Genomic DNA, 23606 nt, shown 5'->3' with positions numbered 1-23606 from the left:
ACATGAGATTAATTATATATAGAAAACAGATTAGCCGCATAACTGGATGTTTACTTACTGGTACCGTTTTACTTACAACTACCGCAAAAAGTCAGATATTACCACTTAATGCTCAATATTTTCAGAATAAATATTTTGCAAATCCAGCTATGGCGGGGATCGGCAGCGGTTTAAATATCAATGCCAGTCTACGAAAACAATGGTCTGATATTCCTGGTGCACCACTTACCCAAGGCATTACCTTAGATCAGCAGCTAGACAAAGTTGGCCTGGGTATTAACGTGTACAATGAAAAATCCGGAGGCATACAGATCACCAAAGCGATGGCCACCTTTGCTTATCACTTACCATTAAATGATGACGACCGGAAACTGAATTTTGGTATTTCCTTTGGAACAAGCAGAGAAAGGTTTGATATGAGCAGCGTACATAACAGTGACAGCAATGATCCATCGATAGCCCGCTTTAATGACAGAGGTTATTATTTCGATGGAGATTTCGGCGCATCCTATACTTCTAACGGACTAAATATCGAGGCTACATTGCCTAATATGCGGTCAGTTTTAAGAAAGGATGATATAAATTATGCCGATAAACCTACATTCTACACTGCGATCAGCTATAGGCTTGCATTTGGCAACGGTATGGACGGCGTCAATCTGGAACCTAAAGGTGTGTTCAGAGGTATCAGGAACTACAAAAACCTATGGGACGCAGGTGTAAATGCCAATTTTGCAGATGATAAATTAACTGTTATGGGTATGTATCACAGTACAGAAAATGCCACAGTCGGATTTGGTATAAATTACATGAAGAGTTTATACATTATGGCCTATTACAACACTGCAACCTCCGCATTAAAAGGTTATACCGGTGGTGATTTTGAGATTAACCTTCGCTTTAATATAGGAAAGAAATAAACATTTTAATGTGATGACCTGGCTGGGTATTTATTCAGCCAGGTTTATTGCGCTACAGAAGTTACCTGGTTATAATCCTTAACTATCGTATTCAAAAAAGCAAGTTCATGCATTCCTGCTGGTAAGCTTACCCCAAGACGCATCTTGATTTTATCAGCCATTGCATAAATAAGCTCATAGTGTGCTGTCTTATAATAGGTAGTCAGTACTTCATGGATCAGTTCCATATCCTGATCGTTCAATTGATGCACATTGGTAAAAACAGGAATATATTCTTCTTCTACAGGTTCAAAAGCAATTTGTTCAAGCGTGGTACGTCCTACAGTCTTAATCACAGTAGTTCCCGCCACCAAATCTCCAATCCGCTGTTTACGTTCAGATAGCGTGATGCACAACAACCCTCCCACCTGTCCTGATAGCCAAAAGTCTACCAGCCTGAATAACCAGCGAATAAAATACTGACCTATACTTGCCTGACCGCCATCTAGGCTGATGACCTTTATCTTCATTAATTTTTTTTTTCCCGGACTCTGACCATTGAAAAAAATCTCACAAATCAGATGATAAAAAACATAAGCCACAGCATAGATAATCATCAGCCCGATAAAAAGACATTCGTCTTTGGATCTGAGACCAGTCCTGCAAATAAGAAAAATAATAAAAGTACTGCGATCAGCAGACCAAAATCTATCATTCTTGCTGCTATACGTTCGCCCAATCCTGCAACCGGATAGTCTATATCTACGTGCTGGCTGGTATTTACCTTTATTGTTTCCATTAAGTTCAAATATAATATTGATATTTAATTTTTTTTTTGCAAAATCACTTTTTGTCAGTATTTTAACAGAAAATTAGATTCGATATGAGGGAGGCATTGTTCGTTAAACAGAATTCTGAGAAATGGAAGGCCTATGAACGCTCACCCGCAACAAGCCCGGATGAGGTTGCAGACCGCTTCATTGACATCACCAACGATCTTTCTTACGCCAAAACCTTTTACTCCAAATCTAAAACCACAGCCTATCTGAATGGTCTAGCTTCAACCCTGCATCAGTCAATTTACAAGAATAAAAAGGAAGATAAAAACAGGTTTATCAATTTCTGGAAGTTTGAATTGCCTGTGCTTTTTCATACTTATCGTCAGCAAATCTTATACGCCTTTTTGTTTTTTACAATTTCGGCATCAATAGGTGCACTTTCAGCAAAATATGATGATAATTTCATCAGGCTAATCCTGGGAGACAGTTATGTAAATATGACCAATGAAAACATTACCAAAGGTGATCCTTTTGGCGTATATAAAAAGAGTTCTGAACTCCCGATGTTTTTCTCCATTGCAGCAAATAACACCTATGTATCTCTAATGATGTTTGTAAGTGGCATATTTTTATCCATCGGCCCGATTTATCACTTGCTGCAAAACGGGATTATGCTGGGATCATTTGAATATTATTTTTTCAGTAAAGGATTGGGTATAGAATCCATCCTGGTCATCTGGATTCATGGTACCTTAGAGATTTCTGCAATCATTATAGCCGGAGCTGCGGGACTGGTACTGGGCCATGGTCTTCTTTTCCCGAAAACATATACCCGTTTCCAGGCTTTTAAACAAAGTGCTAAAGATGGGACCAAGATCGCAGTGGGTATCATACCGGTTATATTAGTCGCTGCCTTTTTTGAAGGCTTTATTACCCGCCATACAGAAATGCCTGTATGGTTAAGTATAAGTATACTTGGAGCATCCCTGATCTTTATCATCTGGTACGTCATCATCTATCCATCAATTCTTTCAAAACGTAATCAACTCAATAAAAATGTCTGAAAAAGTAGAATTCAAAAAACTCAGAGAGTTTGGAGAAATAATTAATGATACCATCCGGTTCTCTAAAGAGAACTTTAGGGCTTTACTTAAAGTATTCGTTTATTTTTGCGGGATATTTATCCTGGCTGGAATAGTTGCCTCAATTCTACAGCAGACTGGTATGCAAAGAGCATGGAGAAATATTGATCCCAGGGATACCTTCGGCAGACTTGCAGGCTATGCTTCTATCAGCTATTTTTTCGTAGCCTTAATTGCAACAGTAAGCTATGCTGCATTAAATGTTTCAATCCTGAGTTTTATAGCTATATATATAGAAAAAAGGGGAACACAGCACCTACAGTAGATGAAGTCTGGGGATATTTTAAATATTATTTCCTGCGGGTATTTGGCAGTGGACTGGTGTTAAGTTTATTGATGATCATTAGTTTTTCAATGTGCCTTATTCCGGGTTTTTATATGTTTCCTGCGATCTCGCTGATGCTTCCAATTATGATTTTTGAAAATGCCAGCCTGAGCTATTCATTCAGCAAATCTTTCAAGCTATTGAAAGAACAGTGGTGGACTACCGCAGCGACCATACTTATCCTGTGGGTCATTACCTATGCAACTTCTGCTTTCGCCTCTTTGCCAGCTACTATTATGGTTATGGTCAGCTCACTAACCGGAGGCTTTAAGGGATTGAGTGATGGGGTCATCATTTTTTCTGCAATTCTGCAGGAACTCTGCAAGATTTTTATGATTATACCAATTATAGGTATATCTCTTTGTTATTTTAATTTGTCTGAACGTCAAAGCAGCAGTGGTCTGATGGATCGCATTCAGAAAATGGGTCAGAATGAAAACCCCTTCCAGAGCAAAGAAGAATACTAGTATGTTTAAATATCTGTTCACTTTCCTGTTTTTGTTTTTAACAGTACAGTCTTTCCCTGTTCTTGCTGATCAGGCTGTGCCTATAAAAGTAAAAGCCAAACAACTCAAAAGTGACAGCAGCAAACTACAGCTCAGACACTTTGATACGCAAAAAATCAACATCTATAAACAGCAGCCAGAATTCAGATATAATCAGACACTACCTATAGATAGTAGTTTATGGGATAAATTCTGGGCCTGGTTCTGGAGACAATTCAGGGGTATTGCTACAGCAAACTATTCGGCCAGTATGTTCAGGTATATTATTATTGCCGCCTTCATCGCATTAATTGTTTTTATCGTCATTAAATTCACCGGCGTTGACTTCAAGCTATTTAGTGGAAAATCGAAAACAATAACTGTTCCTTATGCTGAATCTTCTGATAATATCCATGAAATAGATTTCAAAACGGAAATAGATAAAGCAATCATGAGCGCAAATTACAGACTTGCAGTTAGATTGATGTATTTGCGCTCACTGAAGACATTAAACAACAACAATCTGATAAACTGGCAACCGGAGAAAACTAATCAAACTTATATCAAAGAGATTGCCGATCCGCATAAAAGAGAACAATTCAGTCAGCTTACTACGCAGTTTGAATACATATGGTATGGAGAATTCTTTATTGATAAAGAGAACTTCAAACAGGTGAAAAATAATTATGACCAGTTTAATACTGAAACACGATGAAGGGTATGAAATTATATCTTATCGGCAGTGCCACAGCATTAATCTTGTACCTGGCTGCACAATATTATAAGCCTAAACCAACTGACTGGTCTCCAAGTTATTTAAAGGAAGATAAGATCCCTTATGGCCTTTATATCTTAGACCACGAGAAGACAGCTGTCTTTCCGGAGGCGATTATAAAAAATCAAAGCTGCCTGTATATAATACGCTGAAAGATCATAACTATAAAAACACTGCTTATCTTTTTATAGCGAGCAGCCTTAATTTTGATAAACTGGATTACCAGGAGCTTGTGAAATTTATGAACCGCGGGAACCAGGTATTTATTGCAGCGTTCGATCTCGGAAAACTACTTAATGACACCCTGAAGCTAGAGGTAAACAACAATTTCGCACCTAAGCTACGATCTGAACCTGTCTACTTTGTCAACCCTGCTCTCAAATCAAAAAACGGTTATGTCTTTGAAAAAGGTATCGGAGATCAGTATTTCACCAGTGTTGACTCTTCACGCTGTACTGTACTTGGAAAAAATGGAAAAGGCGATATCAATTTTGTAAAATATACTTTTGGTAAAGGGGCATTGTACATTTTGCCAAATCCGCAGTTATTAACTAATTATAGTTTGCTAAATCCTGCGGGCGCAGACTACGCATCTAAAGCCCTTTCTTATCTTCAAAAAACTGAAACGCTGATATGGGATGAACATAGCACCAGGGGAACCTCCAATAATGAATCTTTACTCAGAGTATTCCTCAAATACGGTCAGCTGCGCTGGGCCTATTATATCTCGCTAATTGGCCTGCTGGTTTTTGTCATTTATGAAATCAAACGCAGACAGCGGATTATCCCTGTTTTACTGCCTTTAAAAAACTCTTCTGCCGATTTTGTAAAGGTTGTCGGAAAGGTATACTATCAGGAGCGTGACAACAGTGATATCGCACAAAAGAAGATCAATTATTTTCTGGAATTTATCAGATTAACTTATCGTCTGAAAACTTTAAAAACAGACGAAGAACTGATATCTGCTCTAATCCTGATTTCGGGCGCACAGGAAGAAACCGTCAGAAAATTATTTATCTTAATCAATGGGATTCAAAATGGTAATAAAGTTACCGACAACCTTCTCATAGAACTGAACAAACTCATAGAGAAATTTTATAATCAAGCGAAATAATGGAAGCTGAAATCTATCTAATCAAAGAACCGACCTCACCCAGCTTAATCTGGCCGTAGAGCAAATCAGAGAATCAATTGGTCATATCATTGTAGGTCAAAAAGATACTATTGAATTTCTGATTGCAGGCATTCTGGCCGATGGCCACCTTTTACTGGAAGGTGTTCCAGGAGTCGCTAAAACATTAAGCGCTAAATTAATAGCAAAAAGCATAAATGCTGTCTTTTCAAGAATTCAGTTTACACCTGACCTGATGCCATCTGATGTTTTAGGGACGTCTGTTTTTGATCCCAGATCAGCATCCTTCGAGTATAGAAAAGGTCCGGTTTTCGGTAATATTATATTAATTGATGAGATTAACCGGGCACCTGCAAAAACACAATCTGCATTATTCGAAGTTATGGAAGAGCGACAGATTACTGTTGATGGCCATACCTACCCGATGGATGAGCCTTTCATGGTACTTGCAACACAAAACCCAATTGAACATGAAGGAACTTACAGATTGCCAAGAAGCTCAGTTAGACAGGTTTTTATTCAAGATAGAGATTAAATATCCTACACTTGAAGAAGAGATAATGATCTTATCCGGACAGCATCAGCATAAACTTGAAGATGAACTAAAAGAGATTAAACCCGTTTTAAGTATCGATCAGATCAAGACCTGCCGGGCAATGATTAAAGCATTACATGTTGAGCCTAAATTAATTGAATATGCGGCAAAGATTGTACATGAAACACGTAATAACAAATCACTTTACCTGGGTGCCTCTCCCCGTGCTTCTTTAGCCATCATCAATGGCGCAAAAGCTATTGCTGCAATGCAGGGACGTGATTTTGTGACTCCAGAAGATATTATTAAAGTAGCTGCACCAGTACTTGCACACCGGATTATGCTTAGTCCTGATAAAGAAATGGAAGGGTTAACCACCGTTGACATTGTAGCTCAGATCATTCAAAAAATAGAGATCCCAAGATAAATCACCAAGAGATTGAAAGACTTGTTCACCATTTTATAAAGACCTTTTTCTGGGTAGAAGACTGTTTGCCAGTTTAGGCTTATGTGTAAGTTTATTTCTGTTTACATTTTTCCTGCCCTGGCTGGGTGACCTGCCTTATATCTGCTTTGGCGTATTGATTTTACTGATCTTTATCGATCTGGGATTATTATTCAGGACTAAAGGTATCTTTCTTCGTCGCGACCTTCCGGAAAGACTAAGTAATGGAGATGACAATGAGCTTCATATTTATGTGGAGAGTTTTTTTTTTACCTTCCCGGTCGATATCGGAATTATAGATGAAATCCCCTTCCAGTTTCAAAAAAGAGATCTATGGTTCAAAAGCACTTTAAAAGCAGGTGAACATAAGACTATCACTTATACACTGAGACCAACAAAAAGAGGTGAATATGTATTTGGCCAGACCCGTTTGTATGTAAAATCGCCAATTGGACTGATTTCCAGGAGATTCAATTTCGGAAAAGAAAACACCGTACCTGTTTACCCTTCCTTTCTCCAGCTGCGTAAATATGAATTGATGGCCATATCAAACAGACTGACTGAGATGGGAATCAAAAAAATCAGGCGTATTGGCCATAGCATGGAATTTGACCAGGTTAAAAACTATGTACAGGGTGATGATTACCGTACAGTGAACTGGAAAGCAACAGCCAGAAAAGGTGAGCTCATGGTTAATTCTTTTGTAGATGAGAAAGCACAGCATATCTATTGCATCATCGATAAATCCAGGGCTATGAAAATGCCTTTTGAGGGATTAAGTCTAATGGATTATGCAATCAATGCAAGTTTAGTACTTTCTAATGTAGCCTTGTTAAAAGATGATAAAGCAGGATTAATCACATTATCAGAAAAGATAGGAAGCATAGTACCAGCAGATCGCAGACCCGGTCAGCTTGGCAAAATAATGGAGGTTTTATATAAAGAAAAGACGCAGTATCTGGAAAGCAATATTGAGGCGTTGAATCTGGCAGTTCGCAGGGTCATCAAACAACGCAGTTTACTGCTCTTTTTCACTAATTATGAAAGCATGTCTGCATTACACAGACAGCTTCCGTTTTTAAAGCATATTGCTAAGTTTCATTTATTAATGATCGTCTTTTTTGAGAATACTGAGGTCAAATCGATGAGTGAAATACCCGCACAGAATGTTGAGGGTATTTACATTAAAACTATCGCTGAGAAATTTGTCTATGAAAAGAGGTTAATGGTCAAAGAACTGGCCAAACATGGTATTCTGAGTATCCTTACCCCACCAGAAAAGTTAACCATCAACGTGGTTAACCGGTATCTGGCGATAAAGGCGCAGCAAAAAATCTAATCCTTGCTCAGCTTGAGTTCCATTTGAATATTACAACGTTCATATGGAGTAATACGTCCGGCGACTTTAACAAACCCTAACTTATGGTACAAATTAATTGCGGGTTTCAGAATCGTATTACTTTCCAGATATATTTTCTTAGCCCCCAGTTCTTTTGCTTTCTGAGCGATCGATCGCACTGCCCAGTAACCAGCCAATACTTTTTCCTTGTACTGCCGGGGATACAGCCATTTTAGCCAGCTCATAATCGTAGTCCGGATCATCCATTTTGATCAGGGCACAAACCCCAACAGGTTCACCTTCATATACGGCTACCAGTATATAGCCACCTTTATCCAGAATATAACCCTGAGGATCGTCAAGCGCATTATAGTCTGCCTGCTCCATTTTAAACCAGTTCGATATCCACTGCTCATTCAAAGCCCTGAATGCCTGCTGATAAGCCGGTATGTAATTTACAATGCTTACTTCTTTGCTTTCTCTCTCTTTTTTAATTTCCTGTACCCGGCGTAAAAGTGTTTTCTGCCCTAATAAGAACTCCCACTCTTCCATCGCTTTCCAAAGGTCATTCCTGGACTGTGAAGCTATATCGGCCACTGCCTTATCCAAATCAGCATACTGATGTTGTATTTTTACAGTTATTTCATCCCCCTTTGCTGAAAGGCTAACCATATTTCTACGGCCGTCAGCTTCATCTTTCTTTTCGTCGACCAAACCCTTTTTTACCATTTCTCCAATAATTTTACTTACCGAAGGATGAGAATGGCCAATCTCCTTGGCTATAGCTGTAATAGTCATTGCTTCCCCCTGTGAAAGCACATAAAAAACAGGAAACCATTTGGGCTGCATATCAATATCATAGAATTTATAAATCTGAGCCGCATCTTCTGTTATTTTTTCGGTTAACATCCGCAGTCTGCTTCCTATTGCTTTTTTACCTACCTGATTGAAGAATTCCATTATATACACTTATTTACGTAACCGATTACGTAAATATAGCAAGTATTTTTATTATTCCCAATATTTAGTACTAAAAATATTTTCATGATGATGAATATCATACCATAACGTGATGATTATCACAGTTAACCAATAGAATTTATCAGAAATTTATAGCAGTAAAATTAAATATTCTCAGCTATGAAAACTATAACCGTACTGACTGACTGATTTTTTCGAAAAAAGAGCAGAAAATGCTGCAAAATATGCCATACACCTGGCTCAGCAGCTGCACGCAAATATTATACTTTATAATTCCTTTTTAGTACCTGCTGCAGAGCCATTAGGAGGCCAGGTATACTGGTCAATGGAGGATTATAATGTGTTGCAGCAAGACAGTGAAAAACAACTGGATTTACTAGCTGACAGACTGAGAGAGGAATTATCAACTTCTTCTGTGAATACTTTCCGGCCAGCAATATCCTGTAAAAGCCAGGAAGGCCCCTTGTATATGTACATCAATAAAATAGCAGCTAACAGAGATGTGATGCTGCTGGTGATGGGCACACATAGAAAAGGACTTGCTTCATTAATCATGGGCAATCATATGCGGGATATCATAGGATCTGTATCTCTTCCTGTTCTGATCATACCAGAAAATCAATCTTTCAGAAAGCTTGATAAACTGATTTTTGCCACAGACATGAATGATAGTGATCTTGACATCATTCAGTCGCTTACAGCGCTTTGCAAAACCTTCTCATGCAGACATTACGTTAGCTTATATAGAAAACCCGGGAACACCGGAGAATGAAACCAAAAAACTGGTCACTAATTTTCTGGAAGAAGTATCCAATAAAATAAACTATCCTAAAATATATTACAGAACAGTAAAAGGAATCCCGCTTAAAGCAGGATTAAAATGGCTCACTGAAAACGTTGCCTGTGATTTATTTGTGATGGTACATCGTCATAAAAGCTTTCTCGAAGAGCTTTTGAACCTGAGTAACACCCAAAAGATGGCAGCGAATACTAATTTACCACTTTTAGTTTATCCTTCCAGGGAAAGTTTATCCGGGAAATTAAATTCAGCTTTAGAATTGGGTTATCAGGAAAATATAATTGCCTCGGCCGTTATTTAACGCAAAAAAATATAACTAAATAAAAAAGGCCGTATCATAATTAAATGATACAGCCTTTAAAAAATAAAATACTAACAGTTATTATGGAAGATCCCAGAACATTCTGCTAGTTACAGCATCACCACCCATTGCAGCAGCTGCTGCTGAATAGTTAGCTCCGTTCAATGTCTGTTCTCCGATTGGATAGATCAGACGTAACGGTATAGTTAAACCAGCAGGTACAGTTTGTCCCGCAGGAGCAGTAGCAGCTGTTGGCGGTGCCAGTTTAGGAAAATCTAAACGTCTCCATTCTGTCCAGCTCTCGAAACCTCTGTTGTAAAGTGCAATCCATTTCTGAGTACCAATTTTCTCTTTGTAATTTCCATTAGCTGTTGCATAAGCAACATCCGGACGGGCAAGATAGGTTGTAGCTTCATCTGCAGTTCCAGTCCAGTAAAGAATAGAAGCAGTTACCGCTTTGTTATAATGGTCAGCAGCTGTACCACCAACATTGAATCCTCTTTCGACAGCTTCTGCAAGCGCAAATTCGGTTTCAGGGTAGTCAAGCAACAATGCTTCAAAATCAAGAGAAATGATTTTGTCAGTCATCGTAGAGCAATTCCCAAAGAGTTAGAGAGAGACCCCCGTAATTTCCTCCGACAAAGTTACCACCGATTGTCGTAAAAAATCCTTTACGTCGCGGATCCTGCAACACGTTTAACCTATCAATGAATGGTTTAGCTCCAACATAATCTTGTCTTTTTGTCAATAAGCTATTCGCATTTGTTGAAATAGGGTTATTATTCGGCGAGCTGCCAAGGTATTTAAAAACTGCATTATCAGCTGCGCTTTTGAAAACATTAGCTGCTGCAGACTCAATTACAGTTTTAGCTTTTGCCGGGTCTTTATCTGCAATGATTAATCCTAGTCTTAATTTTAAGGAATTACCAAATTTAACCCATGCATTGATATCACCTTTATAGATAATATCAGCTGTTCCCAAACCACCGGCAGCAGGTTTTAATTTCGCAAGTGCCGCATCTAAACGTACCAGCAGATCATTATAAACCGTTGCAGCGTCATCATATTTTGGATTAACGATATTAATATCCATTGCCTGGCTGGCTATAAGAACATTTCCAAATGCATTGACTAAAGTAGACCATGCCATTACTTCCAGGATCTCTGCCTGCGCAACCTGATTGGCTTTTATATCTGCATTAAGCAGCGCATCTGCCTCTATAAGTTTTTTACCTTCCCTCAGGTTGACAATTACTTTCTGATAAACTGCATCCCAAAGTGCTGCAGGTATAGCCCTTGCTGTTAAATTATATCTTGGCTCATCCAAATATTCAGTACTGGTCCAGTACTGTACATAAAAAAAGCGGAACACATTACTGTTTACGTTTGGAGTGGTCAGGATATCAGTAAAGTTTTTCTCCGCATTGGAGACAAACATAACACCAGGAACCGCAGTTGCCTTCTTCTGGTCGACGTTGTAGTCTCCCATATTTTTAGCACAAGAGCTGAACAATGCTGCTGCTACTAAAATGATATATATTTTTTTCATAATCTTCTTATAATTTAAATCTAACATTGAAACCAAAAGTTCTTACCGCCGGGTAAGACCCACCTCTGATAGCCCTGAACATTACCAGAACTTAAACCATCTTCAGGATCTGCGTAAGGAACATTTTTATGGATGATCCAAAGGTTACGTCCGATCAGGGAAACATCGATACCTTTAAATGCACGCAGTTTACTAACCAGTTTAGCAGGTAAAGCGTAATTTAAAGCCAGCTCTCTTAATTTAATATAACCTGCATCATAGATCGCTGAAGCACGTGGTGGATTCAATGGATAACCATAAGCAGAACTACCAGAAGTAGACACGTCGATACGTTTCGTATTTGGTGTACCGTCAGCTAAAACACCAGGTAAAATAATACCGCCACCATTAGCCAGTGAACTTCTTATCGGATTACCCAAATCGTTTGATCCTACAGAACTAGCATACAAACCAGTTCCCTGACCATACCACTGATCCAATGACCACAGGTCACCACCTTTACGGATATCGATCAGGAAGTTTAAGGAAACATTTTTATACTTGAATGTGTTTCCAATACCACCCATCCATTTTGCATTAGGATCACCAATAATTTCTGATGCACTTGATGTAGCTGCATAGTATCCATTGGCATTCACAACAGGTTTACCGTCCTTATAAATATAATTTGTTCCGCGGATTATACCGTATGGCTCTCCAACTGCGGCATTATAGGTAACAGAACCTGATAGCGTAGTAGCACCAGTTGCAGAAGCATAGTTAATAGGTATGTTAGATACCCCCTCAAAAAGAGAAACAACTTTACTGCGGTTCATTGACCAGTTCAAGTTCAATGTCCATGAGAAATCTCTTGTTTTTACTGGAATAAAGAATGCAGATACCTCCATCCCTTTATTCTGTACCTCACCAGCGTTCACAAATTTTCTCAGATAACCAGTTGAAGAAGATACCTGAACCGGTGTAATCTGATCTACAGTATTTGTTTTGTAGAAAGTCAGCTCAAATCCTAAACGGTTTTTCAGGAATGCCGTTTCCAGACCCGCCTCTATACTTTTAGTACGCTCAGGTTTTAACTCCCCGTTATTTTTTGTATCCGCCACAGCAAAAAGTGGAATAGTACCAAATCCGGTTGGTTTAGAATAAGTATCAAAAATACTTAAAGGAGGTGCATCATTACCAACTTCAGCATAGTTTAATCTCACCTTACCATAAGATAACCAGGTCAGATCTTTCAATGAATTAGAGAAAACATAACTTCCTGCTACTGATGGGTACCAGAAAGAATTTTTATTAGTAGGTAAAGTTGTAGACTGATCTCTGCGGATTGTTGCATCTAAAAAGAACAGATCTTTAAAGCCGAATGTAGTACTCGCAAAATAACCATCTACAGCTCTTCTTTCCAATAACTCCAGAGGAGCTTCAATCGGACTCACTGAATTAGATAAAGAGTAAAGGTTTGGAACAACCAGACCTCCATTCGTTTTAGCCGTAATGCTTGTTAATTTACTGCGGCGTAAGTTGGCACCCAATAAACCTTTGAATGAAATATTTTCAGAAATTTTTCTGTTTAAGTTCATCAACAGGTCAAAGTTGGTTTCTGCAAATGTTCCGTTAGTACGTGAATAAAGAGGAAGTTGTGTACTACCAATAGCAATATGTTCTTCCTGCATGCTGGAAGTCCCGTCAAAAGATACGCGGCCAATAACATCAAACCAGTCATTTACTTTATAATTCAGACCAGCGTTACCGAAGTAGTGATCCCTTGTATCGCCTGCAACGTTTTGATAACGGTTAAAATAAGGGTTATCTGCATAGATAGGACCTTTTCCAGTTGCATCTGACCAGTTCCAGCTAATATTTTTATTGTTTCTCTCATACGCAGTTTTCAGGTCCTTGATATCAGCAGCTACGTTCCACCACTGACGGAAACCCTGCATAGGATTTAACCCGGTATAACCAGTACCATAACGGCCTAAACCATCTACTTTAGAGTAATTTGCAGAAGCATTAACGGTAAGATTTTTTGTAATTTCATAAGTACTACCGAAGTTAAACAGGTTCTTAGTGATCTTACTGTTAGGCAGGATTCCTCTTTCATCGTTACGGGTGTAACCAATTTTAAAGGTACCTTTCTCACCACCTCCATCAATGCTCACACTCTGGTTAGAGGTAACAGCGGTCTGGAAAAAAGTTGAAGGGTCATTAGCACCCGCTACCCATGGTGTAGCTGTTTTGTACTTTGGAGAATAAGGATCCAATGATTCCCATTGATAAATCAACAGGCCCGGATCAAATTTAGGACCGTAAGAAGCATCAGCACTAAACTGAGGAGTCATTACTTTACCTGTACCAAAAACGTCCCTGTACCAGAAACCTGGTGTTGGAACAACATTACCGTCTCCATCTGTAGCCGGAGAGCCATATCCCTGACCATATTCTGTCTGATATTTTGGAAATGTAGATTTATCGATTTTTCCGAAAGTCACACCACTGTTTACAGTAATATTGGTTGAATTTTTGCTTCCTTTCTTTGTGGTGATGATAACTACACCATTGGCATTGCAGCTCTGGATCCGTATAGTGCTGTAGCAGCTGCACCTTTCAGGACAGTCATTGAAGCTACGTCATCAGGATTGATATCTGATGCTGCATTACCATAATCATAACCAGCACGGCCCGAATTCTGATCGGCAGTGTTGGAACTTGCATTTGACACGGGAACACCATCAATTACGAATAACGCCTGGTTATTACCAGTAATGGATTTGGCACCACGGATAACAATATTTGTTGATCCACCCATGGCATTGCTACGTTTAACATCTAAACCAGCAACTTTACCACCTAATGAGTTTACAAGGTTAATATCTCTTGTTCTGGTAATTTCCTCAGCTTTCAATTCCTGAGCAGCAAATGGCAGCTCATTCTTTTTCCGGGAAATACCCATTGCTGTAACCACAACCTGTTCCAGTTGCTTTGAATCTTCAGATAAAGAAACATTTACAATATTAGACCCCGGAATGGTTATACTTTGAGCAACATACCCAATGTAACTGATATCAATAGTAGTTGACTCTTTTGGAACAGACATGGAGAACTTTCCATTTGTAGAGCTCATTGCTCCTTGTTTCGCTCCTTTAACACGGATGGTAACACCTGGAAGTGGCATTCCATCGGACTTTGAGGTTATAGTCCCCGTTACTGTCTTATCTTGCGCGTTTACTTGTATAGCAAACAGCAAAAAGACACAGAAAAATAGTAGTCTTTTTTTTTTCATAAAAAATTTAGGTTTTAATAGTGATTCGTCCGTAAGGTAAAATAATTTAGCAGTCAAAAAAAAAAAATTTAAAATTATTTTAACACAAAAGTTACATATGTAGTACAAAAAAAAACCCCGATTACTTATTAAAAATTACATTTTTCACTAAAAAACATCAAATAATATATGAAAAACGCAATAATTAGAGAATTGCCCTTCTTTAAATAGTCAACAATTTCACATTATGTCACTTTAAAGAGAAATACTACTATTTCTTACAAACATTCGTGCATTTTAGTTGAACTACCTCATAATTTGTAAATCTGCTCTAAAATATCCCTTAGCATTTGTCTGCCAAATCTCAGAAAACATCATTAACAAAATAAATACTATAGATTTAGTAGTTTATTTATATATTTGCCAAAGATTTAAAATGTTCATTGATTTTTACTTATCCAGAAAGACCGAGGGAAAGGCCCTATGAAGTCTTAGCAACCTATACAATATAACGTAAAAGGTGCTAACTCCTATCCACATGAAGCGGAAAAGATAAGTGACAGCTATAATCATATAATAATTTGGTTTACTGTCATCTGTTTCCTTAATCATTTCTGGGATTAAAAACCTTCAGGGGATATCCGGATCATAAATACAGATGAAATAAACACAACAATTATATAATTCGATGAAAACACAATTACACACCCATTTTAAGAGCAGCTCTGCTCCAATACATCTTCTATATATGCAGTCTTACAGCTATATGCAGAAAACCTGCTGTTGTTAACGCATAACAAATAATCGCTGATCAGCTGATCAGCGATCTTAAAATAACACACCATTTTTTAAATCCGGAACATGATTCCGCTATTCAATTAGATATGTATAAAACTTACAAATACTTATTTGGGATAATACTATCCTTTCTAATCGTACAGACTGCTGCGGCACAATCCTCAAAAATCTCTGGAGTGGTCACAGAGAAATCTAACGGGCAACCTATCCCTGGGGTAAGTGTTACCGTTAAAGGAACAAATATCGGTACCCAGACAGATGGCAACGGTAAATTCAGTATCACCGCTAAACCAAACGATATACTAAGAATCGTATCCATTGGTTATAGCAATCAGGAGCTTAAAATAACAACAGCAACTTCGTTTGCTGTTCAGCTGGAAGAATCTTCAAACGCCTTAAGTGAAGTTGTTGTTACTGCTTTGAACATCCCTAAAGAAAAGAAATCACTGGGTTATTCAGTACAGGAGCTAAAATCAAAGGATTTATCTGAGGCAAAAGAAACGAATCTGATCAATGCTTTATCAGGTAAGGGTAGCCGGTGTACAGGTAACCAATAGTCAGGGCGATATGGGTTCATCCAGGATCATCATCAGAGGAGAAACTTCCATATCAGGTTATAATCAGCCATTATTTGTTATTGACGGGGTACCAGTAGATAATGCACAAAATTTAGGCACAGGTGGATCACGCGATTTTGCCAATACAATTTCAGATATCAATTCTGAAGATATTGAATCTATGAGTGTCCTAAAAGGGCCTAATGCGGCTGCCCTTTATGGGTCCAGAGCTGCTGCTGGTGTCGTATTGATTACAACTAAGAAAGGTAAAAATGCACAGGGATTGGGGATAAGTGTAAATTCAAATGCTACATTTTCAACTTTATTAACCATCCCATCGTACCAGAATTCATACGGACAGGGTGCTAACGGGCAATTCAGTTATGTAGATGGTAAAGGCGGAGGCATTAATGATGGTGTAGATGAAAGCTGGGGACCAAGATTAGATGGACGTTTAATTCCGCAATTTTTTCTCTAATGGCACACCAGTTCCATTTATCGCACATCCAAGTAATGTACGCGATTTCTTTAATACGGGTCGTACCCTTAATAATGGCATCGCTATTTCAGGATCAGGAGATAAATATGATTTACGTTTCTCCTACAACAATCTGGATCAAACAGGTGTTATTCCAAATTCATCACAATCAAAAAAAACTCCTTCCTCCTAAATGCAACCTATAAAATAACGCCAAAATTAACTTTCAATGCCTTAGTAAATTATGTAAACAGCAGTGCTGCTAACCTGCCTGGTTCAGGTGGAAAAAGAGCAAGCAGTACAATGTTGCAGTTTACCTGGTTCGGTCGTCAGGTTGACGTAGACAAGTTAAAAACCTATAAAGATGCCTTTGGAAATAATATCAACTGGAATAACAGCTATTATAGCAATCCATATTTTGTTGCTTACGAGAACACAGTTGGCCAGGTCCGTAACAGGCTGATTGGAAGCGCGGAATTAAATTATAAAAAAAAATAGATGGTTTATCTGCAAACTTCAGAACAGGAAACGATTATTATACAGACCGCAGAAAAATCAAAATCGCCTATGGAACAAATGGCACCCCATTTGGTTCTTATGAAGAAGATGCCTATACCTTCAGCGAAAACAATACCGAAGGAAGATTGGATTTTAATAAAAAACTGAACTCAGATTTTAACCTTGACCTTTTATTAGGAGGAAATATACGTACAACTACTTTTGAAAATAATGACCAGAAAGCACCCAAGCTGGCCATTAATAATCTTTATACTTTAAGCAACTCGCGTGATCCGCTTATTTCTTCTAATGTTTACACCAAACAACGTGTATACAGTACATTTGGCTCTGCACAGCTAGGCTTTAGAAACTACGCTTACTTAAACTTAACTGCACGTAATGACTGGTCATCTACTTTGCCTCCTCAAAACCGCTCTTATTTCTATCCTTCAGTAAATGCAAGTTTAATCCTTACCGAAGCATTTGACATTAAGAACGATGATGTCCTTAATTTCGCAAAACTTCGCGGCGGGTGGTCTAAGGTTGGTAAAGATGCTGGCCCATACCAATTATATAACAATTATTCATTTACTGCACCATTTGACAGTAATCCACAGCAAAACCTTAGCGATACAGATCTGAACCCCAATTTGAAACCAGAAACGACCAACTCGACAGAAGCAGGTTTTGAACTGGGCTTTTTTAAAAACAGGTTACGCTTTGACTTCAGTGTGTACAACACAAACAGTTTTAACCAAATTTTAAGTCTGGATGTTAGTCCGACTACGGGTTTCCTTAAAAAGCTGGTTAACGGCGGGACAATTAATAATAAAGGAATCGAAGCGCAATTAGGAATTACACCCGTTAAAACAAAAAACTTTACCTGGGATATCAATGTAAATTACTCGATGAACCGCAGTAAAGTAAAAGACCTTTATCAGGACTTAAAAAGTTATCAGCTGGGATCAGACGGATCAGTTCAGATACTGGCTACTGTTGGACAGCCAGCCAACGGAACAATTTTCGGCACTGCTTATGAAAGAAACGCAACCGGAGATATTATTGTTGGAGCAGACGGCACACCACAGGCAAGCGCCTCTAAAAAGATTCTTGGAAAATACACACCAAACTGGTTAGGTGGTGTTACCAATAGCTTCACTTACAAAAACATCAGTTTAAGTGTATTGGTTGACGCACACATTGGTGGACAGATTTACTCAGGGACCAACAGTACAGGAACCTACACAGGAGTATTAGCTTCTACCCTTCCAGGACGTGGGACTGAAAATGGTGGAATAAGTTATTATATCAATTCTACCGGAAAGGCGATACAAGCTGGTGCGGGTACCCCCGCAGGTGCAACCATATATGACGACGGAATGATTTTTAAAGGATTCTTAGCAGATGGCACAGCGAACAATACAATCATACCAGCCAGTCAGTATTATAAATCATTCAATAATATAGATGAAGCGTCAGTTTACAGTGCAACCTATATTAAACTGAGAGAAATAAAATTAGGCTATACCCTTCCATCTCAATGGATAAAATCTATAGGCTTGCAAAGTGCCACTATTTCTGCGGTAGGCAGAAATCTATTTATCCTGCATAAGAATGTTCCTAACATCGATCCCGAGTCCGCTTTTAACACAGGTAACGGACAAGGTCTGGAAGATCTTGGTTTACCTACTGTCCGTACTATTGGTTTCAATCTTAATTTCAAATTCTAATTTCCATGAAAACAAAATATATACCTCTATTACTGTCAGGATTGTTACTTATTACAGCTACATCCTGCAAAAAGGCATTGGACGAAACAAATGTAGATCCAAATGCCTCACAAACAGCACAACCAGAATTTCTGCTAACAGCGGCAATTAAGAACACTTCTGATACTTATTGGGGCACGACCAATAATATGAACTCAAGTTTACTTTTTGTACAGCACTGGGCTAAAATCCAATATACAGACCCAGACAGATATATCTTTAGTAATACAGCTTTTCAGGAACTATGGACATCAGGGTACCGTCTGGGAGTTGTCAACCTGAATCAGCTGATTAAACTGGCAGACGGCCAGGGAAACACAAATTACAAAGGGGTTGCACTTGTGCTCAGATCATGGATCTTCGCGTTGGAAACCGATGCTTACGGTGATGTTCCTTATTCACAGGCTGGTGACATCAGTCAGTATCTGACACCTAAGTATGATGCCCAAAGGGATGTATACCTGGGCATATTAAACGATCTGAAAACTGCACAAGCCAATTTAGATCCAGCCGGGAAACCGATTTTGGGTGATGTAATTTATGCAAACTCAATTGCCTCATGGAAAAAGTTCGCAAACTCTTTACGTTTAAGAATCGCACTGCGGATTGCAGATCGTGAACCAGAACTTGCAAAACAGGTTATTACTGCTATACAAACCGAGGGTGGCACTTATATCAGCTCAAATGCTGAAAATGCACAGCTGAACTATAAGGCTTCTCCTAACCAAAATCCGATCAGCAATCTCTTTGACACCCGTGACGATTACCGGATCAGTAAAACAGTTGTAGACCAGCTTACTGCTTTAAGTGATCCACGTCTCCCGGTATACGCAAGTAAAGCAGTTAAAACACAGCTTTATACTGGTGTACCTAACGGATTACTGCCTGGTGATGCTTCTGCTCTTGGATTAACCAGTACTTCAAAACCAGGTGCTTATTTTATTGCCCCTACTGCACCTGCCGTAATCATCAGCTATGCAGAAATATTATTTGATCGTGCAGAAGCTGCGGCCAGAGGGTTTACAAACGAAGATGCTTCAACACTTTATAACCAGGCAGTAGAAGCTTCCTTGTTACAGTATGGTATTTCTACGGCAGACATTGCAACTTATCAGGCAAGACCAGATGTTCAGTATGATGCTTCAAATTATAAGAAATCAATTGGGAACCAAAAATGGATAGCCTTATTTGGTCAGGGTTTAGAAGCCTTTGCCGAATGGAGAAGACTTGATTATCCAATATTGACACCAGCAATAGCTGGTTCACTAAACGGTAAGATACCTGTAAGATTTATCTATCCTGGAACTGAGCAATCATTAAATCCTGACGGTTATAAAGCAGCAGTAGCTCATCAGGGAGCAGATGCCTTAACCACAAAACTTTGGTTTGATGTAAATTAATTAACGTCCCCCCCTTATCTTATCATCACATTTATATATGTTTTATTGTGATTATCATTTGATTAAATATTCGGAATCATATAAATTTATCATATAAATCATTGATATTTAAGGGGGACTTTTATGAAGCCCGGGTATTTAGCCGTTAAAAAAGAAGAACATGAGAATTCTACTAACCTTAATGACCTGCTGTATCCTGCTTTTTTCTTGCAGAAGAGCCCACTCATCAATAGATCAGGCAGCAGCACAACAGGAAACGACAGCAGCAGGTACAGCAACATCAACGGATACAGATGCCGAAGATAATGTAAAGGTAGCCGGAGTCCCTCAAAAGGCTTATACAGTTGCTGCTTATATTGCTAAAAACAACAAAGCCCCTCAGGGTTATGTTGGCGGAACAATCTTCCAGAACAGGGAAGGGCGATTACCACAAGGTGTAGCTTATAAAGAATATGACGTAAACCCCAAAGTCAGAGGACAGAACAGAGGGGCAGAACGAATTATCATTGGAGCCGATGGCGTTCGCTATTATACGGGAGATCATTATAGAACATTTACAAAATTTTAAAGATATGAACGGATTTTGCCTCTTTGAAGCTGGAAAAGAAAAGGACCTGATTAAGGACAACGCACGTATTGTACGGATAGACGGCCGGGAAATTGTAACTGTGGATGAGTTTATTCACGAATTAGCCAAACAACTGGACTTTCCGGATTACTATAGCAGCAGTCTGGATTCACTGGAAGAATTGCTGAACGATTTAAGCTGGCTCGATGAATCGCGGTTTGCTATTATAGTCCGTAATTACTCTTTCTTCTTATGTGAAGAAAAGAACCTCGCCCGGAAAACCAATTTACTGAGTTTGCTGAATGATGTAGCCGAACAATGGGATAACGTTCCTAATTATCCCGGAGAAGAAGATTTCAGAAATAAAGCTGTCTTTAACATCTATATTGAGAAAGCCGCAGCAGCGGTCTCAGAATTGGAAAAACTTAAAATCAGCTATAACGAGGTTAAATAGGCAAACAGCGTAAATACTATACTAAAAGAGGGACGCCCGATATGGACGTCCCTCTTTTAGTATAAACTAATGAGATTGAATATAGCAGTGCATTATTCAGCTCCACCAGACTTAGGCCGGTCTGCCTCAATCACACCCCATGTAGCAGACGGCTGATCACCCATATATAATGTCAGCATCCCTCCTGCTACTATAGCTGCGTGTCTCAGATAGCTTTTGGTATAAGGCTTACCATTTAATACAGCCTTTTGGATGTACTTATTTTTCGGACTGTTACCAATCACCTTAATTCCAAATTTCTTACCCTCAGGCAGGCAGATTAATAACCGCATTATCGATTAGCGGAGAACCAAATACATATTCTCCGTTAGCCGGATTAACAGGATAAAACCCTAAAGCCGAAAACACGTACCATGACGACATCTGTCCTAAATCTTCGTTGCCACAAAGACCATCAGGCTTAGAAGTATACAGAGAATCTGTAATCTGACGTACTACCTGAGCCGTTTTCCACGGTTTCCCGGCATAAGCATATAAATAAGGAGTATGATGATTAGGCTCATTCCCTTGTGCATACTGACCAATTAAACCACTGATATCAGGAGAACCACCCGATTCTACTACTGAACTAATACTAAACAAAGAATCCAGTTTTTTGGTAAAACCACCTTCACCGCCAAATAAGCGGATCAGACCTTCCGGGTCCTGCGGAACCAGCCAGGTATATTGCCACGCATTTCCTTCAGTATAATCATCCTCGCGGTGTTTAGAAGCTACAGGGTCAAATGGTTTGCGCCAGCTGCCATCAGCCAGTTTGCCACGCATAAATTCTATCTTCGGATCAAAATACTCCGCATATAGCTTAGCTCTTTTACTAAAATAAAGGTAATCCTCTTCCTTATGCATCGCTTTTGCCATACGGGCGATACACCAGTCATCAATGGCATATTCTAATCCTTTTGCAACTGCTTCATTCACTTTATCAGCAGGAATGTATTTCAATTGCTGTGCATATTCTATACCATCCTCTTTCTGCATTGCAGAATGTTTGATCGCTTCGTAAGCAAGCGCCGTATCATATTTTTTCTGAAACCCTTCAAATAAGCGTCTACAATAATCGGTACTGCATGATACCCAATCATCGTATTAGTTTCATTACCCATTAACTCCCATACAGGCAATTTCCCCTGCTGTTTATAGATGGCCAGAAATGAATTGATAATGTCTGATACTTTATCAGGATGTACAATAGTATACAAAGGATGAAAAGCCCTGTAGGTATCCCATAAAGAAAAAGTAGTATAGTTATTAAATCCCGGTTTCTGATAAACTTTCTTATCCGTACCACGATAATCGCCATTTGCATCATTAAATAATGACGGAGCGATCATCGTATGATATAAAGCGGTATAGAAAACTTTTTTAGTCTCCTTACTCCCCTCAATCTGAATTTTCGATAATTCTTTATTCCATTTAGTATTTGCTGCTGCAACTACTTTCGCAAAATCCCATGCCGGAATCTCTGCGGTTATATTAGCCAGTGCATTTTCATAACTTACCGGAGAAATCCCCACTTTCATTTGCAGGACATTTTGCTCAATAGCTTTGAAATTCAGTACAGCTTTCATCTTTCTGCCTTTAGCTTCGACACCAGAAGCTACCGCTGTGCTGTCGTAAAGTGAAATGCTGCTTAAAGGTTGTGACAACTTAACAGCAAAATATAAACGCTGATCTTTAGCCCATCCAGTAGACAAACGGTAGCCTACCAAAGTCGTACTGTTTACCTGTTTGATATAAGTTTCTACCGGTTTATCCCAGCCTATCCCATCACTCAAATCCAGCATTACATGCGGGTTACCTTGTTTCGGGGCAAAAGTATAACGGTGAAAACCAACTCTTTCAGAGGCAGTAAGTTCTGCCTTGATCTTATATTTATCAAGCACAACACTGTAATATCCTGGTTTACTTACTTCATTCGCATGAGAGAAAGTAGATACATAACCATTTTTCTGATCAGTTTTAGTCCCCTTGTCCAATTGCACCTTACCTGTAGCTGGCATAACCAGTACATCATTCAGGTCACCAATTCCGGTACCACTCAAATGCGTATGTGTAAAACCGACGATAGTACTACTGGAATAATGATAACCACTGCACCAGTCCCAACCCTCAAAAATATTTTGCAGGACCTAATTGCACTGCTCCAAATGGCACATTAGCACCAACAAATACGTGTCCATGCGCACCCGAACCGATGATCGGATCTACATATTGACTCAAATTATTCTGTGCACTCAGATTAAAACTAAAAATGAAACTGCAAATAAGATCAGACCTGTTTT

31 protein-coding genes and 1 riboswitch are annotated in these 23606 nt (G+C 38.9%); of the genes, 19 read left to right on the top strand and 12 right to left on the bottom strand.

What is annotated here, in order from left to right; genetic code table 11:
* Nucleotides 1–2: 2 nt before the first annotated feature.
* Complete coding sequence (locus ACWYN3_RS32065; RefSeq protein ID WP_456217899.1) at nucleotides 3–920, top strand: PorP/SprF family type IX secretion system membrane protein; 918 nt, start codon at nucleotides 3–5, stop codon at nucleotides 918–920.
* A gap of 44 nt (nucleotides 921–964) precedes the next feature.
* On the opposite strand, the gene ACWYN3_RS32060 is transcribed toward ACWYN3_RS32065, so the two are convergent.
* Together ACWYN3_RS32060 and ACWYN3_RS32055 are read right to left on the bottom strand one after the other, a co-directional pair.
* Entirely contained in the window at nucleotides 965–1516 is a 552-nt protein-coding gene (locus ACWYN3_RS32060) for an RDD family protein (protein ID WP_456217898.1), read from the bottom strand.
* Entirely contained in the window at nucleotides 1516–1698 is a 183-nt protein-coding gene (locus ACWYN3_RS32055) for a hypothetical protein (RefSeq protein ID WP_456217897.1), read from the bottom strand. The genes ACWYN3_RS32060 and ACWYN3_RS32055 overlap by 1 nt, the downstream gene beginning before the upstream one ends.
* A gap of 84 nt (nucleotides 1699–1782) precedes the next feature.
* On the opposite strand from ACWYN3_RS32055, the gene ACWYN3_RS32050 reads away from it, so the two are divergent.
* The 9 genes from ACWYN3_RS32050 to ACWYN3_RS32010 are packed head-to-tail and all read left to right on the top strand — an operon-like array spanning nucleotide 1783 to nucleotide 7856.
* Nucleotides 1783–2742 (top strand): stage II sporulation protein M, encoded by a 960-nt coding sequence (locus ACWYN3_RS32050; RefSeq protein ID WP_456217896.1) that lies wholly within the window; start codon nucleotides 1783–1785, stop codon nucleotides 2740–2742.
* Nucleotides 2735–3085: a hypothetical protein gene (locus tag ACWYN3_RS32045; protein ID WP_456217895.1), complete on the top strand. Its 351-nt coding sequence runs from the start codon at nucleotides 2735–2737 to the stop codon at nucleotides 3083–3085. Before ACWYN3_RS32050 ends, ACWYN3_RS32045 begins: the two co-directional genes overlap by 8 nt.
* 56 nt (nucleotides 3086–3141) lie before the next feature.
* On the top strand, nucleotides 3142–3612 hold the full coding sequence (locus tag ACWYN3_RS32040) for a hypothetical protein (protein WP_456217894.1): 471 nt from the start codon (nucleotides 3142–3144) through the stop codon (nucleotides 3610–3612).
* Between the two features lies 1 nt (nucleotide 3613).
* A complete protein-coding gene (locus ACWYN3_RS32035) occupies nucleotides 3614–4345 on the top strand; it encodes a DUF4129 domain-containing protein (protein WP_456217893.1) in 732 nt (243 codons plus the stop codon).
* 5 nt (nucleotides 4346–4350) lie between these two features.
* Nucleotides 4351–4557 (top strand): hypothetical protein, encoded by a 207-nt coding sequence (locus tag ACWYN3_RS32030; protein ID WP_456217892.1) that lies wholly within the window; start codon nucleotides 4351–4353, stop codon nucleotides 4555–4557.
* Complete coding sequence (locus tag ACWYN3_RS32025; protein ID WP_456223234.1) at nucleotides 4536–5519, top strand: DUF4350 domain-containing protein; 984 nt, start codon at nucleotides 4536–4538, stop codon at nucleotides 5517–5519. Before ACWYN3_RS32030 ends, ACWYN3_RS32025 begins: the two co-directional genes overlap by 22 nt.
* A gap of 49 nt (nucleotides 5520–5568) precedes the next feature.
* The gene (locus ACWYN3_RS32020) at nucleotides 5569–6072 is read left to right on the top strand and encodes an AAA family ATPase (protein ID WP_456223233.1); all 504 of its coding nucleotides are present in this window, start codon (nucleotides 5569–5571) and stop codon (nucleotides 6070–6072) included.
* Complete coding sequence (locus ACWYN3_RS32015; RefSeq protein WP_456217891.1) at nucleotides 6008–6499, top strand: AAA family ATPase; 492 nt, start codon at nucleotides 6008–6010, stop codon at nucleotides 6497–6499. Before ACWYN3_RS32020 ends, ACWYN3_RS32015 begins: the two co-directional genes overlap by 65 nt.
* Nucleotides 6500–6548: 49 nt before the next feature.
* Nucleotides 6549–7856: a DUF58 domain-containing protein gene (locus ACWYN3_RS32010; protein WP_456223232.1), complete on the top strand. Its 1308-nt coding sequence runs from the start codon at nucleotides 6549–6551 to the stop codon at nucleotides 7854–7856.
* On the opposite strand, the gene ACWYN3_RS32005 is transcribed toward ACWYN3_RS32010, so the two are convergent.
* Nucleotides 7853–8101 carry a GNAT family N-acetyltransferase gene (locus ACWYN3_RS32005; RefSeq protein WP_456217890.1) on the bottom strand — a complete coding sequence of 83 codons (249 nt, stop codon included), beginning with the start codon at nucleotides 8099–8101 and terminating at the stop codon, nucleotides 7853–7855. The two genes, ACWYN3_RS32010 and ACWYN3_RS32005, sit on opposite strands and share 4 nt — an antisense overlap.
* A complete protein-coding gene (locus ACWYN3_RS32000) occupies nucleotides 7995–8816 on the bottom strand; it encodes a bifunctional helix-turn-helix transcriptional regulator/GNAT family N-acetyltransferase (protein WP_456217889.1) in 822 nt (273 codons plus the stop codon). The genes ACWYN3_RS32005 and ACWYN3_RS32000 overlap by 107 nt, the downstream gene beginning before the upstream one ends.
* Before the next feature lie 202 nt (nucleotides 8817–9018).
* Between ACWYN3_RS32000 and ACWYN3_RS31995 the strand changes: the two genes are divergently transcribed.
* Both ACWYN3_RS31995 and ACWYN3_RS31990 read left to right on the top strand, forming a co-directional pair.
* Entirely contained in the window at nucleotides 9019–9609 is a 591-nt protein-coding gene (locus ACWYN3_RS31995; protein WP_456223231.1) for a universal stress protein, read from the top strand.
* Complete coding sequence (locus tag ACWYN3_RS31990) at nucleotides 9503–9937, top strand: hypothetical protein (RefSeq protein ID WP_456217888.1); 435 nt, start codon at nucleotides 9503–9505, stop codon at nucleotides 9935–9937. Before ACWYN3_RS31995 ends, ACWYN3_RS31990 begins: the two co-directional genes overlap by 107 nt.
* 81 nt (nucleotides 9938–10018) lie before the next feature.
* Here ACWYN3_RS31990 and ACWYN3_RS31985 read toward each other — a convergent pair whose 3' ends face one another.
* The 4 genes from ACWYN3_RS31985 to ACWYN3_RS31970 are packed head-to-tail and all read right to left on the bottom strand — an operon-like array spanning nucleotide 10019 to nucleotide 14763.
* On the bottom strand, nucleotides 10019–10525 hold the full coding sequence (locus tag ACWYN3_RS31985) for a SusD/RagB family nutrient-binding outer membrane lipoprotein (RefSeq protein WP_456217887.1): 507 nt from the start codon (nucleotides 10523–10525) through the stop codon (nucleotides 10019–10021).
* Complete coding sequence (locus ACWYN3_RS31980) at nucleotides 10518–11486, bottom strand: SusD/RagB family nutrient-binding outer membrane lipoprotein (protein WP_456217886.1); 969 nt, start codon at nucleotides 11484–11486, stop codon at nucleotides 10518–10520. Before ACWYN3_RS31980 ends, ACWYN3_RS31985 begins: the two co-directional genes overlap by 8 nt.
* A 20-nt stretch (nucleotides 11487–11506) precedes the next feature.
* Nucleotides 11507–13972, bottom strand: coding sequence for an outer membrane beta-barrel protein (locus ACWYN3_RS31975; RefSeq protein WP_456217885.1), 2466 nt, complete (start codon nucleotides 13970–13972; stop codon nucleotides 11507–11509).
* 59 nt (nucleotides 13973–14031) lie between these two features.
* A complete protein-coding gene (locus ACWYN3_RS31970) occupies nucleotides 14032–14763 on the bottom strand; it encodes a carboxypeptidase-like regulatory domain-containing protein (protein WP_456217884.1) in 732 nt (243 codons plus the stop codon).
* Nucleotides 14764–15193: 430 nt separating this feature from the next.
* A riboswitch (SAM riboswitch) is annotated at nucleotides 15194–15301 on the top strand.
* Between the two features lie 325 nt (nucleotides 15302–15626).
* On the opposite strand from ACWYN3_RS31970, the gene ACWYN3_RS31965 reads away from it, so the two are divergent.
* The 7 genes from ACWYN3_RS31965 (at nucleotide 15627) to ACWYN3_RS31935 (ending at nucleotide 21264) form a co-directional block, all read left to right on the top strand.
* Nucleotides 15627–16097 (top strand): carboxypeptidase-like regulatory domain-containing protein, encoded by a 471-nt coding sequence (locus tag ACWYN3_RS31965; protein ID WP_456217883.1) that lies wholly within the window; start codon nucleotides 15627–15629, stop codon nucleotides 16095–16097.
* A complete protein-coding gene (locus ACWYN3_RS31960) occupies nucleotides 16054–16575 on the top strand; it encodes a TonB-dependent receptor plug domain-containing protein (protein WP_456217882.1) in 522 nt (173 codons plus the stop codon). The genes ACWYN3_RS31965 and ACWYN3_RS31960 overlap by 44 nt, the downstream gene beginning before the upstream one ends.
* Before the next feature lie 303 nt (nucleotides 16576–16878).
* On the top strand, nucleotides 16879–17073 hold the full coding sequence (locus tag ACWYN3_RS31955) for a hypothetical protein (RefSeq protein WP_456217881.1): 195 nt from the start codon (nucleotides 16879–16881) through the stop codon (nucleotides 17071–17073).
* Nucleotides 17070–18803 carry a TonB-dependent receptor domain-containing protein gene (locus tag ACWYN3_RS31950; protein WP_456223230.1) on the top strand — a complete coding sequence of 578 codons (1734 nt, stop codon included), beginning with the start codon at nucleotides 17070–17072 and terminating at the stop codon, nucleotides 18801–18803. Before ACWYN3_RS31955 ends, ACWYN3_RS31950 begins: the two co-directional genes overlap by 4 nt.
* Before the next feature lie 5 nt (nucleotides 18804–18808).
* Entirely contained in the window at nucleotides 18809–20242 is a 1434-nt protein-coding gene (locus ACWYN3_RS31945; RefSeq protein WP_456217880.1) for a SusD/RagB family nutrient-binding outer membrane lipoprotein, read from the top strand.
* Between the two features lie 160 nt (nucleotides 20243–20402).
* Nucleotides 20403–20810, top strand: coding sequence for a ribonuclease domain-containing protein (locus ACWYN3_RS31940; RefSeq protein WP_456217879.1), 408 nt, complete (start codon nucleotides 20403–20405; stop codon nucleotides 20808–20810).
* A 4-nt stretch (nucleotides 20811–20814) separates the two neighbouring features.
* Nucleotides 20815–21264 carry a barstar family protein gene (locus ACWYN3_RS31935; protein WP_456217878.1) on the top strand — a complete coding sequence of 150 codons (450 nt, stop codon included), beginning with the start codon at nucleotides 20815–20817 and terminating at the stop codon, nucleotides 21262–21264.
* A 92-nt stretch (nucleotides 21265–21356) separates the two neighbouring features.
* On the opposite strand, the gene ACWYN3_RS31930 is transcribed toward ACWYN3_RS31935, so the two are convergent.
* Genes ACWYN3_RS31930 through ACWYN3_RS31915 form a run of 4 tightly spaced genes read right to left on the bottom strand, consistent with a single transcriptional unit; the run spans nucleotide 21357 to nucleotide 23544 of the window.
* A complete protein-coding gene (locus ACWYN3_RS31930) occupies nucleotides 21357–21548 on the bottom strand; it encodes a glycoside hydrolase domain-containing protein (RefSeq protein ID WP_456217877.1) in 192 nt (63 codons plus the stop codon).
* A 22-nt stretch (nucleotides 21549–21570) separates the two neighbouring features.
* Nucleotides 21571–22302, bottom strand: coding sequence for a GH92 family glycosyl hydrolase (locus ACWYN3_RS31925; protein WP_456217876.1), 732 nt, complete (start codon nucleotides 22300–22302; stop codon nucleotides 21571–21573).
* Nucleotides 22281–23390: a GH92 family glycosyl hydrolase gene (locus ACWYN3_RS31920; protein ID WP_456223229.1), complete on the bottom strand. Its 1110-nt coding sequence runs from the start codon at nucleotides 23388–23390 to the stop codon at nucleotides 22281–22283. The genes ACWYN3_RS31925 and ACWYN3_RS31920 overlap by 22 nt, the downstream gene beginning before the upstream one ends.
* A 43-nt stretch (nucleotides 23391–23433) precedes the next feature.
* Entirely contained in the window at nucleotides 23434–23544 is a 111-nt protein-coding gene (locus ACWYN3_RS31915; protein ID WP_456217875.1) for a hypothetical protein, read from the bottom strand.
* Nucleotides 23545–23606 lie beyond the last annotated feature (62 nt).

The organism is Pedobacter sp. NJ-S-72 (genome assembly GCF_053890575.1).
Note: the sequence above shows the minus strand (reverse complement) of the source record. Positions and strands in the feature narration are given on the sequence as shown.